The 17,297-nt window shown below is 75.1% G+C and carries 14 protein-coding genes; 7 read left to right on the forward strand and 7 right to left on the reverse strand.

What is annotated here, in order from left to right; translation table 11 throughout:
• The first annotated feature begins 84 nt into the window (after nt 1–84).
• Nucleotides 85–702 carry an arsenate reductase/protein-tyrosine-phosphatase family protein gene (locus CXY01_RS10085; protein ID WP_246125215.1) on the forward strand — a complete coding sequence of 206 codons (618 nt, stop codon included), beginning with the start codon at nt 85–87 and terminating at the stop codon, nt 700–702.
• A gap of 47 nt (nt 703–749) precedes the next feature.
• Here CXY01_RS10085 and CXY01_RS10090 read toward each other — a convergent pair whose 3' ends face one another.
• Nucleotides 750–2,249, reverse strand: coding sequence for an NCS2 family permease (locus CXY01_RS10090; RefSeq protein ID WP_146927289.1), 1,500 nt, complete (start codon nt 2,247–2,249; stop codon nt 750–752).
• 80 nt (nt 2,250–2,329) lie between these two features.
• Here CXY01_RS10090 and CXY01_RS10095 point away from each other — a divergent pair, with 80 nt between their 5' ends.
• Nucleotides 2,330–2,572 (forward strand): DUF2530 domain-containing protein, encoded by a 243-nt coding sequence (locus CXY01_RS10095; protein ID WP_146927290.1) that lies wholly within the window; start codon nt 2,330–2,332, stop codon nt 2,570–2,572.
• A gap of 7 nt (nt 2,573–2,579) precedes the next feature.
• Here the strand turns inward: CXY01_RS10095 and CXY01_RS10100 are convergent, their stop codons facing one another.
• The 4 genes from CXY01_RS10100 to CXY01_RS10115 are packed head-to-tail and all read right to left on the reverse strand — an operon-like array spanning nt 2,580 to nt 7,909.
• A complete protein-coding gene (locus tag CXY01_RS10100) occupies nt 2,580–3,350 on the reverse strand; it encodes a CAP domain-containing protein (protein ID WP_146927291.1) in 771 nt (256 codons plus the stop codon).
• A gap of 10 nt (nt 3,351–3,360) precedes the next feature.
• Nucleotides 3,361–6,387 (reverse strand): ATP-binding protein, encoded by a 3,027-nt coding sequence (locus tag CXY01_RS10105; RefSeq protein ID WP_146927292.1) that lies wholly within the window; start codon nt 6,385–6,387, stop codon nt 3,361–3,363.
• On the reverse strand, nt 6,384–7,523 hold the full coding sequence (locus tag CXY01_RS10110) for a DUF3027 domain-containing protein (RefSeq protein WP_146927293.1): 1,140 nt from the start codon (nt 7,521–7,523) through the stop codon (nt 6,384–6,386). The genes CXY01_RS10105 and CXY01_RS10110 overlap by 4 nt, the downstream gene beginning before the upstream one ends.
• A gap of 2 nt (nt 7,524–7,525) precedes the next feature.
• Nucleotides 7,526–7,909: a cold-shock protein gene (locus CXY01_RS10115; RefSeq protein ID WP_056019542.1), complete on the reverse strand. Its 384-nt coding sequence runs from the start codon at nt 7,907–7,909 to the stop codon at nt 7,526–7,528.
• Nucleotides 7,910–8,034: 125 nt separating this feature from the next.
• Between CXY01_RS10115 and CXY01_RS10120 the strand changes: the two genes are divergently transcribed.
• Nucleotides 8,035–8,376, forward strand: coding sequence for a TraR/DksA family transcriptional regulator (locus tag CXY01_RS10120; RefSeq protein ID WP_146927294.1), 342 nt, complete (start codon nt 8,035–8,037; stop codon nt 8,374–8,376).
• Nucleotides 8,377–8,380: 4 nt separating this feature from the next.
• Here the strand turns inward: CXY01_RS10120 and CXY01_RS10125 are convergent, their stop codons facing one another.
• Both CXY01_RS10125 and CXY01_RS10130 read right to left on the reverse strand, forming a co-directional pair.
• Nucleotides 8,381–8,992: a DUF5709 domain-containing protein gene (locus CXY01_RS10125; protein ID WP_186813363.1), complete on the reverse strand. Its 612-nt coding sequence runs from the start codon at nt 8,990–8,992 to the stop codon at nt 8,381–8,383.
• A gap of 42 nt (nt 8,993–9,034) precedes the next feature.
• Nucleotides 9,035–10,255, reverse strand: coding sequence for a M20 metallopeptidase family protein (locus CXY01_RS10130; protein ID WP_146927295.1), 1,221 nt, complete (start codon nt 10,253–10,255; stop codon nt 9,035–9,037).
• A gap of 115 nt (nt 10,256–10,370) precedes the next feature.
• Between CXY01_RS10130 and CXY01_RS10135 the strand changes: the two genes are divergently transcribed.
• The 4 genes from CXY01_RS10135 to CXY01_RS10150 form a co-directional block, all read left to right on the forward strand.
• Nucleotides 10,371–12,779, forward strand: coding sequence for a helicase-associated domain-containing protein (locus tag CXY01_RS10135; protein ID WP_146927296.1), 2,409 nt, complete (start codon nt 10,371–10,373; stop codon nt 12,777–12,779).
• Nucleotides 12,776–14,443: a DNA repair helicase XPB gene (locus CXY01_RS10140; RefSeq protein WP_146927297.1), complete on the forward strand. Its 1,668-nt coding sequence runs from the start codon at nt 12,776–12,778 to the stop codon at nt 14,441–14,443. Before CXY01_RS10135 ends, CXY01_RS10140 begins: the two co-directional genes overlap by 4 nt.
• Before the next feature lie 65 nt (nt 14,444–14,508).
• A complete protein-coding gene (locus CXY01_RS10145; RefSeq protein WP_146927298.1) occupies nt 14,509–16,476 on the forward strand; it encodes a TPM domain-containing protein in 1,968 nt (655 codons plus the stop codon).
• A 66-nt stretch (nt 16,477–16,542) separates the two neighbouring features.
• On the forward strand, nt 16,543–17,297 hold a 755-nt coding region (locus CXY01_RS10150; protein ID WP_146927299.1), incomplete at its 3' end, for a PspA/IM30 family protein.

Raw genomic sequence — 17,297 nt, forward strand, 5'->3', positions numbered from 1 at the left:
CGAAGGCGCATGCGGGTGCACTTGCTGCGCCGATCGGGTCACGCCATGCCGGTATCCGACGCCCGGGGCCGCACTATAGAGACCGTGACCCCCACCGACCTGGCCGAGCCCTTCCGCGTCCTCGTCGTCTGCACCGGCAACATCTGCCGGTCGCCGGCGGCGGAGCGGCTGCTGGCTGCCGGTCTCGGTGCGGCGTACCGCCGGCCCGATGCCGTGGGCGGGCTGACCCCTGCGATCGAGATCGGCTCGGCCGGGACGGGAGCGCTCGTCGGCTACCCGATGACCGACGAGATGGCGGCGATGGTCGCCGGGCAGGGCGTCGACCCGCAGGGGTTCGAGGCCCGCCAGCTGGTCCCCGCGCTGGTGCAGCAGGCGGACCTCGTGCTGGCGCTGACCCGGCGCCACCGGTCCGCGATCGTGGAGATGGTCCCGTCGGCGGTCCGGCGCACGTTTACGCTGCGCGAGCTGGCCCGGCTGGTCGCCGACGTCGATCCCGCGACGCTCCCGGGCTCCAACGCGACCACGGCGGACCGGGTGCGAGCGCTGGTGCCCGTGGCCGCGTCGCGTCGAGGGCTCATGGCGCACCGGCCCGCGGACGACGACGTCGTCGACCCGTACCGGGGCAACGCGGCGCTCTACCAGAAGTCCTTCGGGCAGCTGCTGCCCGCGATCGAGACGATCGTCGCGGCCGTCCGCCGCTGAGGTACGACGAAGGCCGGGCCCTCGCCAGGGCCCGGCCTTCGTGGTCTCTAGACGCCGAGGACGTTCTTGATCGGGCCGATCAGGAAGTACACGACGAACATCGCCGAGGCCACCCACATGAACGCGTGGATCTCGCGGATCTTGCCGACGGCCAGCTTGATCACGACGAACGTGATGATGCCCGCGCCGATGCCGGCGGTGATCGAGTAGGTGAACGGCATCAGGATGATCGTGAGGAACGCCGGGATGGCGAGCTCCCAGTTCTTCCAGTCGATGCCGGTGATCTGCGTGACCATGAGGAAGCCGACGACGACGAGCGCCGGGGTGGCCGCCTCGAACGGGACCATGGAGACCAGCGGGGCCAGGAACGTGGCCAGCAGGAACGCGATGCCGGTCACGACGGAGGCCAGGCCGGTGCGCGCGCCGTCGCCGACGCCCGACGCGGACTCGATGTAGCTCGTGTTGGAGGAGACGCTGCCGGCGCCACCCGCTGCGGCGGCGATCGAGTCGACGACGAGGATCTTCTGGGTCCCGATCGGGTTGCCCTCCTTGTCGAGCAGCTTGGCCTCGCTGCCGACCGCGACCATCGTGCCCATCGTGTCGAAGAAGTCCGCGAGCAGGAGCGAGAACACGAGCAGCAGGACGGCGACGATCCCGATGGACTCGATCGAGCCGAACAGGGAGAACTGGCCGACCAGCGAGAAGTCGGGCGCCGCGATGATGCCGCCCTCGGGCCAGGACGGCACCTCGAGGGCCCAGCCGCCGGGGTTGACCACGGCGCCGGTCTCGTCGGTCTTGCTGCCGATGTTGCCGACGAGCTCGACGACGAAGGCCAGCACGGTGGCCGTGACGATCGCGATGAGGATGGCGCCGCGGACCCCGCGGACCATGAGGATGATCGCGGTGAACAGGCCGACGACGAAGACGAGCAGCGGCCAGCTGCCCAGCGACCCGGCGATGCCCAGCTCCACGGGCGTCGCCATGCTGGCGGGGATGCGCACGAAGCCCGCGTCGACGAGGCCGATGAACGCGATGAACAGGCCGATGCCGACGCTGATCGCCGTCTTGATCTCCACGGGCACCGCGCGGAACACCGCCGCCCGGAAGCCGGTCAGCACCAGCAGCAGGATGATGAGGCCCTCGAGCACGACGATGCCCATGGCGTCCTGCCACGACATGTCCGGCAGGGAGGCGATCGAGTACGCCACGACAGCGTTCAGCCCGAGCCCCGCCGCGAGCGCCAGCGGGAAGTTGGCGACGACGCCCATCAGGATCGTCAGCACGCCGGCGACGAGCGCCGTGGTCGCCGCGACGGCCGCGAGGTTCGGGGTGTCGCCGCCGCCGAGGAACTGACCGTCGCCGGAGCGGACGGTGCCGATGATGAGCGGGTTGAGCACGATGATGTAGCTCATCGTGAAGAAGGTGACGAGACCACCGCGGATCTCGGTACCGATGGTCGAGCCGCGCTCGGTGATCTTGAAGTAGCGGTCGACAGCGTTCGTCGGGGGCGCAGGACGGTCCGTCTGCGCAGGGGAAGTCGAAGACATGCGCGCAGTGTCGCAGACCGATGTTTCGGGCGTCGTCGGCTTCCGCACACCGCCTCGCCGCGGGCAACTAGGCTCTGCCGGTGCCCTCGTTGATCGCCCGGCTGCTGCACCCCACCCGGACTCCCCCGCCCCCGGTGGACGTCGACCTGGGACGGGTGATGCTCGTCGGGACAGGCGTGTGGACGGTCGCGTTCGTGGTCGCCGCGGTGCTGGCGTGGGGCGAGGACGCGTCATGGATGCCGGCCTGGGTGTGCGCGACCGGGATCGTCCTCGGTCTGCTCGGCATGGTGTGGGCGCGGCGGAACACCGCGCGCCGGGGCTGACGCCCGGTCAGGCCACGAACACCTGGGCGCACAGGAAGCCCCGCGGTCCCTTGGTGCAGCCGACGCCGATCTGCGTGTAGCGGGGGCTGAGGATGTTCGCGCGGTGCCCCTGGGACCCCATCCAGCCGGCGACGACGGCGGTGGCCGTCGGGTAGCCCAGGGCGAGGTTCTCCCCCACGGCGCGCGCGGCGCAGGCCTGCATGATGGGCTCGAGCGGGTCGTGCTCGAACCGGCCCTCGGCGACGAGCAGCGCCGTGCGGTCGACCGCCTGCTGGGCGGCGCAGTCGGAGACGGTCAGGGCGGGCAGCCCGGCCGCGGCCCGCTCCTCGTTGGTGCGGGTGACGATCTGCTCGACCATGGTCGGCTCGGCGGGGACCGGGGCAGGGACCGGCACGGGGACCGGGACGGGTGCGGGAGCCGGTTCCGGCACGACCGGCGGCGCCACGGCGGGGTCCGAGGTCGTCGAGGCCGGCGTGGTCGGCGCGGGTGCCGTCGGGGACTCCGTGGGTGCCGCCGTGGTCGCAGCGGGCGCCGTCGGCTCCGTCCGGCCGCCCGAGCGCGACACGGTGACGCCGTCGCGCGGGGCGGCCAGCTCGAAGGCGTCCGGCGCGTCGAACGGGACGACGACCGAGGTGCCCAGCACGAACGGGGCGGCGACCAGGACGAACGTGCAGACCAGCGCGAGGGAGGCGGTCCGGAGCGGGTGCCGCCGCGGCCTGCCGGCCCGCCGCGCGCGTCGACGTGGACGACTGTCCGGGACGGCGGGGAACGGGTGCACCTCCGGGAGGTTATCTGCTTCCGGACAGATCGGACAGTCCGCCCTCGGACCGGCTCCCCTCGACGACGTCCAGCGCGATCTCCGCGGCCCGGTCGGGGTCCGTGAGCAGGACCTCCACGGCGTAGCGCAGGTCCCAGCGGCCGGCCGCCTGCGCGAGGCCCGCGGCGAGCCCGGCGAGGTGGACCGCGTGCACGACCGAGTCCACCACCCACCACTCGACGGGGGCGCCGTCCACGAGCAGGTCGTCGTGCTGCACCCACGTGGCGGGCGCGTCGGGGAGCAGGGTGCGCACGACGGCGGGGACGTCGTCCTCCTCGCCGCCGGGTGCCGGCTCACCGTCGGCGAGCTCGTCGACGACGGGCAGGTCGAGGAGCGCGGCCGTCGCCTCGGTGCCGGGCACCAGGGCGGCCACGTCGGTGCGCTGGTACCACATCGGGTGGTCGGCGACGGCGGCGTCCTCGGCGTGCACGACGGCCACGCGGCCGGGCCCGACGATCGCGGGCAGCCGCTCCGGGGGCTCGTCGGGGGCCATGGACCGCCAGACGGCGACGGCGAGCTCCGGGTCGACCGGCACCCCGACCGGCCCCCAGCCGTCGAGCAGCTGCGTCCAGCCGGGACCGTCCAGCTCGTCCAGCCCGGCCACACCGCCGAGCGCCCGCTGCACGGCGGCGTCGAGGTGCGCGACGTCGTCCGGGGCGGCGGGCAGCAGCGCGGCCAGGGGCTCTCCGACGGCGAACGGGTGCCCCAGACCGAGCTCGGACCGCTCGCGCAGCCACCACGCCGTGTAGGACGGCGCGAGGGCCGACGACTCGCCGCGCACCGGGTCGACGAGCGCCCGGCGCAGAGCCGGCTCCCCCGCGATGCGCGCGAGCACCTTCGCCCACGCCTCCGGGGCGACCGCGTCCAGGTCCGCGACCGCGACGACCTCACCGGCGTACGCACCCCGGCCGAGCCGCTCCCCGAGGTGCGCCAGGTAGTCGTCCCAGCCGTCCAGCGACTGCGCGGCCAGGGTCGCCGAGTCCGTCGCGCCGTCCCGCAACGACGCCGGGTCGGCCAGGACGTCCGGGACGCGGACCAGCACCAGGTCGGCACGCACCCCGACCGCCGTCAGGGTCTGCGCGCCCCACCGGTCCACGACGTCCACGGACACCGTGCCCAGCACGCGGTCGTCGAGCAGCTCTGCCGCGGGCGACCCGGGCAGCACGAGGCTGTCCGCAGGGGTGGGGTCGCCGTCCGCCGCCGGCAGCGGGAGGAGGCCCAGCCACGGCAGCGCCTCGCTCGGCAGGACCCCGTCCGCGGCGTCGACGAGCGCGAGGACCGTGTCGACGACGTCGTCGGCCTCGGTGTCGTCGTCGGCGAGGTCGAGCACGGCCCGCCGCACGGTGTCCTGCGCGAGCAGCCCCGCGGCGTCCGGGGCCAGGGCGCCGAGCCGCTCCAGCACGGGGTGCGCCGCCACCGGGTCGACGACGCGGACGCCCCAGCGACCCAGGATCCCCACCGCTCGCTCCCCGAGGCGCTCCACGAGCTCCGGGTCGAGCACGACGGTGCCGCGCGCCCCCCGCACCACGCGCCCGTCGGCGAGCGGCACCGGGACGGCGCCCAGCGCCTCGCGCGACTGCGGGTCGTCGGCGAGGAGCGCGAGGGCGTCGTAGAGCTCGGCCCAGCCGCCGTCGTCCACGGCCGGCAGGTCCTCCACGACGTCCGCCAGGGAACGGATCTCGACCCCCACCGCCCGCGCCTGCGACTCGCGCCCGGTCGGCAGGACCACCAGCGCGGTGACGCGTCGGCCCAGCGCCGCAAGGGCCGCCGTGTCGTGGACGGACGAGCCGGCGAGCGCGACCGCCCGCTCCGGGACCACCAGCCCGACCGCGTCGGTCGGCGCCGCCGCGGGGAGCAGCGGGGTACGGGTCAGCCGGTCGACGACGCGGTCCCGCAGGGCGGCGTCCAGCGCACCGGCCGCCAGACCCGTCGGGACCAGCCCGAGCGCGTCGTGGCCCGCCGCCGCCCGACCGTGCGCGAGGCGTGCGTAGACGTCGGCCGCGTGGTCGAGCACCGCGTCGGTGAGCGGGCCGGGGGCCACGTGCCGGCGCGACGGGTCCAGCGGGAAGGTCGCGACGAGCAGCGCGGGGACCGTGCACGGCTCGTCGGTGGGCGTCGGCGCGTGCACCACCTGGTCGGCGCGGGCCAGCCCGGCCCCACCCCGCGGCAGCGCCCACGTGACCCGCCACGCGCGGGCGGCACGCTCCTCCACCGGACGGTCCGCCAGGAGCGCCAGGGGCAGCTCGCCCTCCCCGGTCGCGACCGTCCAGCGCTCCGCCACGTCGGCCAGCCGACGGACCGGGCCCGTGTCGTCGTCGACCACGATCTCGACCAGACCCGGCAGGGCCAGCAGCAGCGGGTCGCCCACGTCGCGCAGCAGCGCACGGACCTCGTCGGCGGCGACCTCGTCGCGCAGCTCCAGGACCACCGCGGTGTCGTAGCCGGTGGGCGGGGAGCCCTCCGTCGGGAACGGGAGCCGGAGCGCCGGCAGCGAGCGGTCGCGCCGGCGCACCTCGTCGGCCAGCGCCGGCTGGTCGGCCGCCGTCTCCGCGAGCAGCTCGGCGGCGTCGGCCACGCTGAACCGCAGGCCGCCCGTGGTCGACAGCACGGAGATCTCGTCGGACACCGACCGCACCGCGGCGAACCCCACCCCGAACCGGCCGACCGCCCGGGCGTCGTCGCGCTTGGCGGACGCCCGCATCGACACCAGCGACGCGACCCCGTCCGCGTCGAGGGGCGCACCCGTGTTCGCCGCGACGAGCACCAGCCGGTCGCCCTCCGCGCGGGCGAGCCGCAGGAGCAGCCGGCCCGGCACCCCCGCGCGGGTGGCCGCGTCCGCGGCGTTCTGCGCCAGCTCGACGACCACGCGGTCGCGGTAGTAGCCGCGGGCGTGGTCCTCCTCCGTGTTGGCGTCCTCCCGCAGCCTCGCCGGGGAGACCCGCCACGCCCCCAGGACGGCCGCGCGCAGGGCAGCCGTCCCGAAGGCGTCGACGGTCACGGCTCCGGGTCGGGGCGCGCCGTGGACTCGTCGGCGGAGTCGGAGGGGGTGATGTCCTCGGGGATGCTCGTCGGGTCCGACGACCCGGAGATCTCGACGGACACGACGTCGGCGGCGACCTCGGTCCCTGCGACCTCGTCGGCGACGTCAGAGACGACCTCGGCCGGAGCCTGGTCCGTCGTGACGTCGTCCGTCGTGACCTCGTCCGTCGCGGCCGCCTCGATAGCAGCAACCGCGTCGGGCTCAGCGACCTCGTCCGTCGCGACCTCGTCGGCCGCGACCTCGGGCGTCGCGACAGCGTCGACGACGACGTCGTCGGCGGCGACCTGCGGGGACGCGGCCTCGGCGGCCGGGGCTGCGTCCTGCTCGTCCGCCGGCGCGGACGGAGCCAGCTGGACCGTCTCGAGGCTGAGCTCGTCGATCAGCGGGTCGGGGGCGGGCCAGTCGGTGGGCGGCGCCTCGGCGTCGGTCTCGGAGTGGGCGCCGCACCCGTGGTCGACGCTGACGACGACACCGTCGTCGGGCGACCACTGGTTGGTGCAGACGCCGAAGACCTGGCCGAGCGAGCCCTGCAGGGGCACGAGGAACCCGCAGCTGCCGCACGCGGCGGCGGACGCGAGCGAGCCGGCGCTCGTCGGGCCGTGCGGGCCGCGGTACCAGCGCTCGGCGGCCTCGTCGCGACCCTGCGGCGACAGCACCCGCACGCGGGCCAGCGCGAGCTCCTCGATGGCGACGTCGTCCAGCTCGGGGTCGCCGGTGGGGGTCCAGCCGGGCTCCAGGCGGGGGTCGTCCGCCTTGAAGGGCAGGACGTCGCCGGGGCCGATGTCACCGGGTCGGATGCGCTCGGACCACGGCAGCCAGGCCTGGCCGAGCACCGCGTCAGGGCCGGGCAGCAGCGCGGCCTCGCAGACGGTGGCGGTCCGGCCGCGCGGCACGCGGGCGACGGTGACGGTCCACTCCCAGCCGCGGTAGCCGCGCGCGGTCGACGCGAACCGGTGGGACACCAGCCGCTCGCCCTCGACGACCAGGCCGAGGTACTCGCCGACGTCGGAGGGGTCCTCGGCCAGGCCGACGGCGACCTCACGGGCGAGGTCGACGGCCGATCCGAGGACCGCGTCCTTCGTTGCTGCAGGCATGCTCAGGCCTCGATGTCGTCCGCGACGGCTCGCAGGAGGGCGGCGTACTGCACCCCACGAGCCTTCTCGGGGTAGCGGCCACGACGCAGGTCGTTGCCGACGCGGTCGAGGACCTTGATGAGGTCCTCGATGATGACCGCCATGTCGTCGGCGGGCTTGCGCGCCGCCTTGGCGACAGAGGGGACGGGGTCCAGCAGCTTGACCGAGAGCGCCTGGGGACCGCGGCGGCCGTCGGCCACGCCGTAGTCCACCTTGGCGCCGGGCTTCGGTGCGTTGACGCCCTCGGGCAGCGCCGACGCGTGCAGGAAGACCTCGCCGCCGTCGTCGCCGGCGATGAACCCGAAGCCGCGCTCGGTGTCGAACCACTTGACCTTGCCGGTAGGCACGGTGAACCCCGTTCATGAGAAGAAGACGTACTGGCCACCAGGTTACCGGCCGTGGCCCAGGAAAATCCCCGCGGGGTCCGTGCCACGTCGGGAAGGCTCGTCGACCGTCCGGCGTTGTCCCGTCCATGACCACCGACGCGCGCTCACGGCTCGAGGACCTGCGCGTGCAGACGCTCGAGCGGCTCGCGGCGCTGCGGGGCGAGCACGACGCGGTGGTCGACGCGTCCCGGGACAGCAACGCCGACGACGAGCACGACCCCGAGGGCGCGACGATCGCGTTCGAGCGGGCTCAGGTCGACGCGCTCGTCCGGGACGCGGTCGGGCGCCTGGAGTCGGTCGACGACGCGCTGGGCCGGCTGGACGACGGCACCTACGGGACCTGCGCCCGGTGCGGCGAGCCGATCGCCTCCGGTCGGCTGGAGGCGCGACCGACAGCCACGACGTGCGTGGGGTGTGCCGGACGCTGACCGGTCAGGACTCGTCGTCCGCCAGGTACGGCGCGTCGGTGCCGACCGGGTCGTCGGTCAGGCCGAGGTCGCCGACCACGTCGCGGTCGGTCGTGCCGTCCGCGTCCGCGTCGAGGTCGTCCACCAGGACGTCCTGGTCGTCGCGCGGGTCCTCGTCCTCGAGCGTCTCGTCCCCGTCGTCGGCGAGCTCGAGCTGGTCGAGGACCACGTCCTCCTCGTCGACCACGTGGATCGCGCCCTCCTCGGCGCTGACCGTGCCGGCCGTGGAACCGGTCTCGATCGCGAACGCGTCGGTGCCGTCGGCCGCCACCGCGTCGTCGTCCTCGACCAGCTGGCCGGCCCCGTCGGGGGCGACGTTCGGGTCGGCCGGCGCGACGTCCTCCCAGACCTCGGGCTCCTCCTCCTCGAGGCGCTGCGTGAGCGTCTCGCCGTGCGCCTGCTCCCAGGCCGTCTCGCCGAAGTGGTTCGGCCGCGGGTGGTCCGGCGGGGAGTAGCCCTCCTCGAGCATCGTGTCGTCCGTGGGCTCCGCCAGCGTGTCCTCGCCGGGGAGCTGGTTGGTGTCGCCCTCGGAGCCGAGGGCCGGGTCGGTCCTGGTGGCCGGTGTCTCGTCGGTCATGGATCCACGATGACACCGCCCCGGACGCGGTGCGCGTCGGGGCTACGCGCTCCCGGACAGCCGGTCGAGCGCCAGCGCCGCCAGCACGGCCGGCCCCACGGCGAGCGACTCCTCCGCGAACCGGGCCTGCGCGGCGTGGTTGTAGGGGGCGGTCGCGGGGTCCAGCCCGGGAGGTGTGGCGCCCAGCCCGAGGTAGGTGCCGGGCACCTCCTGCAGCACGTAGGAGAAGTCCTCGGCGCCGGCCAGCGGCTGCGGGGCGGTCACGTACGCCTGCTCGCCGAACATGCCGCGGACGAGGCCGGCCAGGCGGTCGACCTCGGCAGGGGTGTTCGACGTGACGGGGTACCCGCGCTGGTAGTCGACGGTCGCCGTCAGCCCGTGGGCCGCGACGATGCCCTCGACGACGCGGGTCAACCGCTCGGGGACGACCGCGTGCGTCGCCTCGCTGAACGAGCGGACGGTCGCCTCCAGCACCGCGGTGGCGGGGATGACGTTGTTCGTCGTGCCCGCCGCGATCCTGCCGACCGTGACGACGACCGGGTCGAACACGTCGAACTGTCGGGTGACCATGGCCTGCAGGGCGAGCACGATCTCGGCGGCGACGGGGACCGGGTCCGCGGCGAGGTGCGGCATCGACCCGTGCCCGCCGCGGCCGTGGACGGTCACGACCACCGAGTCGGCGGCGGCCAGCATGGTGCCGGGCTTGGAGGCGACCAGTCCCGCGGGAAGCACCGACGACATGACGTGCAGGCCGTAGGCGGCGACGACCCGGGAACCGGCCGCGTCGAGGACGCCCTCGTCGATCATGTGGCGCGCACCGTGGTCGCCCTCCTCGCCGGGCTGGAACATCAGCACGACGTCGCCGGCGAGCTGGTCGCGGCGGTCCGCGAGCAGCCGCGCGGCGCCGACGAGGCCGGCGACGTGCAGGTCGTGGCCGCACGCGTGCATCACCCCGTCGCGCTCGGACATGAACGGCTCGCCCGAGTCCTCCGTCACGGGGAGGGCGTCCATGTCCCCGCGTAGCAGGACGGCAGGACCGGGCCGACCGCCGCGCAGCACGGCGACCACGGAGCTGAGCGCTGTGCCGGTGCTCACCTCGAGGTCCAGCGGCGCGATCGCGTCCAGCACGAGCCGCTGCGTGGCGGGCAGGTGCAGGCCGATCTCCGGCGTGCGGTGCAGGGCGCGCCGCAGGTCGACGAGGGAGGGCAGCTGCGCGGCGGCGTCGGTTCGCAGGGCGGCGAGGGTCTCGGGGGCGAGGGACACGCGGCTTGACCTCCGGGGTGGTGGGCACGGCTGGTGTCGAGCGTGCCAGAACCATCCGGTTACCGGTCGGTAGCCGGACCCCCGCGTGCGTCCTGCGCCGCGTAGGGTTGAGCGGATGCCCACGTTCACCGGATACCTGCGCGAGCGGAGCGACGACGAGCTCGTCGCGCTGCTGCGGAGCCGACCGGACCTGGCGTCGCCGTCGCCCGCGACGCTGTCCTCGCTCGCGGTGCGCGCGACCAGCCGGTCGAGCCTGGAGCGCGCCCTGGCCGGCGTCGACGCGAGCGTGCTGCAGGTGCTCGAGGCCGTCGTGGCGCTCTCCGACCCCGGCCCGGTGACCGCGGCGGACCTTCCCGTGGCGGTCGGCGCCACCGACGACGCGGGTGTCGAGCTGGTCGAGCGGGCGCTGCGGCTCGCGGTCGTCGGCACCCTCGTCTACCCCGAGTCCGACGCCCCCGACGCCCCGCTGCAGCCGTCGCCGGGGCTCGCCGAGATCCTGGGCCCCTACCCCGCCGGGCTGGCGTCCGCCGACGCGGGCATCCGCCGCGGCACCCCTCCCGAGCCGGTGGACCTCGACGACCTGCCGGCGCTGCTGGCCACCGCACCCACCGGCGCGGGCCCCGTGCTGGACGCGCTGCTGTGGGGTCCGCCGGTCGGCCTCGCGCCGTCGAACAGCACCGCGGCCGCCGCGGCGGTCGACTGGCTGGTCCGGCGCCACCTGCTCCTGCCCGGAGACTCCCGCCACGTCGTCCTGCCCCGCGCGGTCGCCCTGGCGCTGCGCGGGGGGCGCACGCACGTGGCCCCCGCGTTCCCGCCCCCGCTGCCGGACGACGTCCCGCACCGGAGCCACGCGCTGGTCGCGGCCGAGTCGGCCGCCGCGGGCGAGCGGATCGTGCTCCTCGTCGCCCGGCTGGTGCGCCTGTGGGAGCACACCCCGCCCGGTGTCCTGCGGGGCGGCGGCCTGGGCGTGCGCGAGCTGCGGCGCGTGGCGTCCGCCCTGGAGACGGACGAGGCCGAGGCGGCGTTCGTCATCGAGCTCGCGGGTGCCGCGGCGTTCGTCGCCGACGACGGCGAGGACAACCCGTCGTTCGCGCCGACGGTCGCGGTCGACGAGTGGGCCGTGCGCGACGTGCCCGACCGCTGGGCGGCGCTGGCCCGCACGTGGCGCTCGACGCAGCGCACGCCGTGGCTCGTCGGCGGCCGGGACGACCGCGGCGGGGTGCGGGCAGCGCTCGACCCCGAGCTGCAGCGCACCTGGGCACCGCGGCTGCGGCGGGCCGTGCTCGACGTGCTGGCGGACAGCCCGCCCGGAACCGCGCTGGACGCCGCGCACGTGGTCGCCGTGCTCCGCTGGAAGAGCCCGCGCTCCGTGCCGCCGCCCGCCGCCGTCCACGCGATGCTCGTCGAGGCGGGCCGGCTGGGCATCCTCGGCGCGGGCGCCCTGTCCGACGCGGGCCGCGCCCTACTCCTCGAGACCGCTCCCCTGGTCGGCGCCGTGGCTGCGGACCCGGCCGACGCGCTGGCCGCCGCCCTGCCGCCGGCGGTCGACGAGATCCTGCTCCAGGGCGACCTGACGGGTGTCGTCCCCGGGCGTCCCAGCCCCGAGCTCGAGGACCTCCTCGACCGGACGGCCCTCGTCGAGTCCCGTGGCGGCGCCCTCACGGTCCGCTTCACCCCGGAGTCCGTCCGCCGCGCCCTCGACGTGGGCTCCACCGCCGACGGCCTGCTCGCGGAGCTGGCCGCCCACAGCCGCGCGGGCGTCCCGCAGCCGCTGGAGTACCTGGTGCGCGACGCCGCACGCCGCCACGGTCGGCTGCGGGTCGGGTCGGCCGCGGCGTACGTCCGCGCCGACGACCCCTCTCTGCTGGCGGGGCTGGCCGAGGACCCGCGGCTCGTGTCGCTCGGCCTGATCCGGCTGGCGCCAACGGTCCTGGCTGCGCAGGCGCCCGCCCGGGAGCTGGTCGAGGCGCTCCGCGCGCACGGGCTCGCACCCGTCGCGGAGGGGCCGGACGGGCAGGTCGTGCACGTCGCGTCGTCGATCCGGCGCGTGGGCCGTCGCGCCACCGCGGGCGCCCGTCGCCGGGCGTCGGACGTCACCCCTGCCGGAGCCCGGGAGGCCCTGCCCGACGACCGGCTGCTAGCGCTCGTGCCGCAGCTGCGGCGGGCGGAGGCGGAGCGCACGGCCGACGAGGCCGAGCGGGTACCCGGGACGCTCCTGCCGCCGCCGGCCCGGCGCACGCCGGCACCGGCGACCCCCGCCGCACCCAGCAGGGGAACAGCCGACCCCGTCGACGCGTTGGTGCTCCTGCGCGAGGCGGCGGCCGAGAAGGCCGAGGTGTGGGTCGAGCTGGTGGGCTCCCACGGCGTCCCGCAGCGGCGCCTGCTGCGGCCCCTGCGGGTCGAGGGCGGGCGGCTGCGGGCCATCGACACCGCCCGCGAGTCCGAGCTGACCGTCGCGGTGCACCGCATCGCGAGCGTCACGCGCGCAGGTGAACGAGCAGACGAGCAACAGGAGACTTCGTGACCAACGGCCCCCTCATCGTGCAGAGCGACAAGACGCTCCTGCTCGAGGTCGACCACGACCAGGCAGAGGCCTGCCGTCGCGCGATCGCCCCGTTCGCGGAGCTGGAGCGCGCCCCCGAGCACGTGCACACGTACCGTCTGACGCCGCTGGGCCTGTGGAACGCGCGCGCCGCGGGCCACGACGCCGAGCAGGTGGTCGACGTCCTGCTCGAGTACTCGCGCTACCCCGTGCCGCACGCCCTCCTGGTCGACGTCGCGGACACCATGTCCCGCTACGGCCGTCTGCAGCTGGTCCAGGACCCCGTGCACGGCCTGGTCCTGCACGCGCTCGACCCGGCCGTGCTCGCCGAGGTGATCCGGTCCAAGCGCACCGCCGGCCTGCTCGGCGCCCGGCTCGACGCGACCGACGTCATCGTGCACCCCTCGGAGCGCGGGCACCTCAAGCAGGTCCTGCTCAAGCTGGGCTGGCCGGCCGAGGACCTCGCCGGGTACGTCAACGGCGAGGCGCACCAGATCGACCTGCTCGAGGACGGCTGGGCGCTGCGTCCCTACCAGCAGCAGGCCGTCGACGGCTTCTTCCACGGCGGCTCCGGCGTCGTCGTCCTGCCCTGCGGCGCCGGCAAGACGCTGGTCGGTGCAGGGGCGATGGCGCGCTCGTCGACGACGACCCTGATCCTGGTGACCAACACCGTCAGCGCCCGGCAGTGGCGCGACGAGCTGGTCAAGCGCACGTCCCTGACCGAGGACGAGATCGGCGAGTACTCCGGTGCGCGCAAGGAGATCCGCCCGGTCACCATCGCGACGTACCAGGTGCTCACCACCAAGCGGAAGGGCGTCTACACGCACCTCGAGCTGCTCGATGCCCGCGACTGGGGCCTCGTGGTCTACGACGAGGTGCACCTGCTCCCGGCACCGATCTTCCGCATGACCGCGGACCTGCAGGCGCGCCGGCGGCTCGGCCTGACCGCGACCCTGGTGCGCGAGGACGGCCGCGAGGACGAGGTGTTCAGCCTCATCGGGCCCAAGCGGTTCGACGCCCCCTGGAAGGACATCGAGGCCCAGGGCTACATCGCGCCGGCCGACTGCGTCGAGGTCCGCCTCACGCTGCCGGACGCCGACCGCATGGCCTACGCGACCGCCGAGCCGGAGGAGAAGTACCGGCTCGCCGCGACCGCGCGGGGCAAGAACCGGGTGGTCGAGCAGCTCGTCGCCAAGCACGAGGGCGACCCGACCCTGGTGATCGGCCAGTACCTGGATCAGCTCCACACGCTCGCCGAGCACCTGAACGCGGACCTCATCACCGGCGAGACCACCGTGCACGAGCGCCAGCGCCTGTTCGACGCCTTCCGGTCCGGGGAGATCACGAAGCTCGTCGTCAGCAAGGTGGCCAACTTCTCCATCGACCTGCCCGAGGCGTCGGTCGCCATCCAGGTGTCCGGGTCGTTCGGGTCCCGCCAGGAGGAGGCGCAGCGGCTCGGCCGCATCATGCGACCCAAGGGCGACGGGCGCACGGCGCACTTCTACACGGTGGTCGCGCGCGACACCGTCGACCAGGACTTCGCCGCCCACCGGCAGCGGTTCCTAGCCGAGCAGGGGTACGCGTACTCGATCGTCGACGCGGAGGACCTGGGCCTCGACCCGGCGGCGGAGGTCGGCCGGGACTGAGCAGCAGCCGGCGCCGCGGGCGCTGAGCCGTTGCGGCAGCCAGGAGCCCCGGCGAGGATCGACGGGTGCCCCTGCGACGACGTCCGTCCCTGCTCCTCCCGCTGCTCCTGAGCGCTCCGCTGCTGCTCGGGGCCGCAGCGCTGCCGGCGGTCGGGCCGCAGTCGCTCACCGGTGAGATCACCGACGAGGTCGGCGCCCTCGACGGGAGCGAGGCCGAGGTCCAGGCGGCGCTCGACCAGCTGGCGGAGGAGACCCCGTACCAGCTCTACGTCGTGTACGTGGCGGACTTCAGCGGGGCCGACCCTGTCGAGTGGGCCCAGGCGACGGCCGACGCGTCGGGGCTCGGCTCGCAGGACCTCGTGCTCGCCGTGGCCACCGAGGCCCGCCGGTACGCGCTGGCGCCCCAGTCCGTCGAAGGGCTGTCGAGCTCCCAGGTCGAGGCCGCAAGCACCGCCGCCGAGGACCGGTTGCGCGCCGACGACTGGGCCGGTGCCGCCGTCGCGACCGCCGACACGCTGCGCGCCGAGGCCACCGGCTCCGGCTCGTCGGGTGGTGGCGGCTTCGGCACGCTGCTCGTCGTCGGCCTGGTGGTCATCGGTGCGCTGTTCGCGATCCCGTGGTTCCTGGCCCGTCGGCGGCGAGCGGGGACGGCTGCACCGTCCGCCGCACAGCAGGGCGACGAGCTCGCCGCCGTGCCCACCCCGGAGCTGGACCGACGCTCCGCGTCCGCCCTCGTCGCGATCGACGACGCGGTGAAGGCCTCGGAGGAGGAGCTCGGGTTCGCGCAGGCGCAGTTCGGTGCCGACGCGACCGGGGAGTTCGAGACGGTCCTGACCGAGGCCACGGCGCAGGTCACCGAGGCCTTCCGGCTGCGGCAGACCCTGGACGACGAGATCCCGGACACCGAGGCGCAGGTGCGGGAGACGGCCACCCGGATCCTGCGCACGTGCGCGTCGGTCGCGGCGACGCTCGACGCCCAGAAGGCCGGCTTCGACCGGCTGCGCGACCTCGAGGCGCACGTCGGCGAGGCGCTCGACGCCCACGCACGGACCGCGGCCGGCCTCCGCGCCAGGATCGATCCTGCCCGGGTCGTCATGCGCACCCTCGAGACCACCTACCCGGCGGTGACGCTCGCGTCCGTCGCGCGCAACCCCGACCAGGCCCAGCAGCTCCTCGACGAGGTGGACTCGACCGTCGGCCGCGGCCAGGAGGCCGCTGCGCGCGGTGACCGCGCGACCGCGGTCGGGTACGCGCGCGCGGCGGAGGAGGCGCTCAGCCAGGTGACGACCCTGCTCGACGCGGTCGACAGGGCAGGACCGGAGCTCGCCGTGGCCAACACCCGGATCGACACCGCCGTCGCCTCGATCTCCGCCGACCTCACGGACGTGGACCGGCTGGCACGAGGAAACCCGGAGATCGCCGCCCCGGCGCAGGCGGCACGCGCCGCGGTCGAGGACGCCCGCGCCGCGCGCGCCGGCACGGCCGACCCCCTCGCCGCGTTGCGGGCGATCACCGACGCCGAGGCCGCGCTCGACGCCGCCCTGGCGCCCACGCGTGACGCGGTCGAGCGCGACCGCCGCGCCCAGCAGCAGCTGGACGACCTCCTCGGCCGGCTCGAGTCCACGCTGCGCGCCACGAGCGACTTCCTGAGCACCCGGCGCGGGGCCGTCGGGCCGGAGGCACGGACGCGGCTCGCCGAGGCCCTGCGCCTGCGCAACGTCGCGCTGGACCAGCGGCCGGCCGACGCCACCGCGGCGCTCGCCACCGCGCAGCGCGCCGAGCAGCTGGCGCGGGAGGCCGCGCACCTCGCACAGCTGGACGTCGAGCAGGCGCAGGAGCTCCAGTACGGCGGTGGACGTCGCGGCGGCTCGATGGGCGGGATCAACGGCGTCGGCGGCATGGTGCTCGGCGGCATCCTGCTCGACAGCGTCCTGCGCGGAGGTGGCGGCTTCGGCGGTGGCGGTGGCTGGGGCGGTGGCGGTGGTGGTGGTGGCGGGGGGTTCGGTGACGGCGGCTTCGGCGGCGGTTTCTGACCCGACGCAGATGGTGCACGGCGGCCGGGACGGTCCGGCCGACACGGACGACGAGAGGCACGAGCGATGACCGAGAAGCAGAGCGTGTTCGGGCGGATCACCCAGCTGGCCCGCGCCAACATCAACGCGCTCATCGACCAGGCCGAGGACCCGCAGAAGATGCTGGACCAGCTGGTGCGCGACTACACCGGGTCGATCGCCGACGCCGAGAAGGCGATCGCCCAGACGATCGGCAACCTGCGCCTCGCCGAGCAGGACTACAACGAGGACGTCTCGGCGGCCCGCGAGTGGGGCAGCAAGGCCCTGGCCGCGTCGTCGCGGGCCGACCAGTACCGCGCCGGCGGTGACACGGCCAACGCCGACAAGTTCGACAACCTGGCCAAGATCGCGCTCGGCAAGCAGCTCACCGCCGAGAGCGAGGTCCGCGAGGCCGAGCCGATCATCGCGTCGCAGCGCGAGACGGTCGAGAAGCTCAAGCTCGGCCTGGCCCAGATGAAGGACAAGCTGGGTCAGCTCAGGTCGCGCCGCGACACCCTGGTGGCCCGGCAGAAGTCGGCCGAGGCGCAGCAGACCGTGCAGACGGCGATCAGCTCCATCAACGTGCTCGACCCGACGAGCGAGATCGCGCGGTTCGAGGAGAAGGTGCGCCGCGAGGAGGCGCTGGCCCTCGGTCAGGCCGAGATCGCGGCGTCGTCCCTCGACTCGCAGTTCGCCGAGCTCGAGTCGTCGTCGGAGCAGATCGAGATCGAGGCCCGTCTGGCGGCCCTCAAGGCCGGTGACGCGCCGGCGCAGCTGGGCAGGACCCCGGTCACGCCTGAGAT

This window comes from Cellulomonas xylanilytica, assembly GCF_007989805.1.
Lineage (GTDB): Bacteria > Actinomycetota > Actinomycetes > Actinomycetales > Cellulomonadaceae > Cellulomonas > Cellulomonas xylanilytica.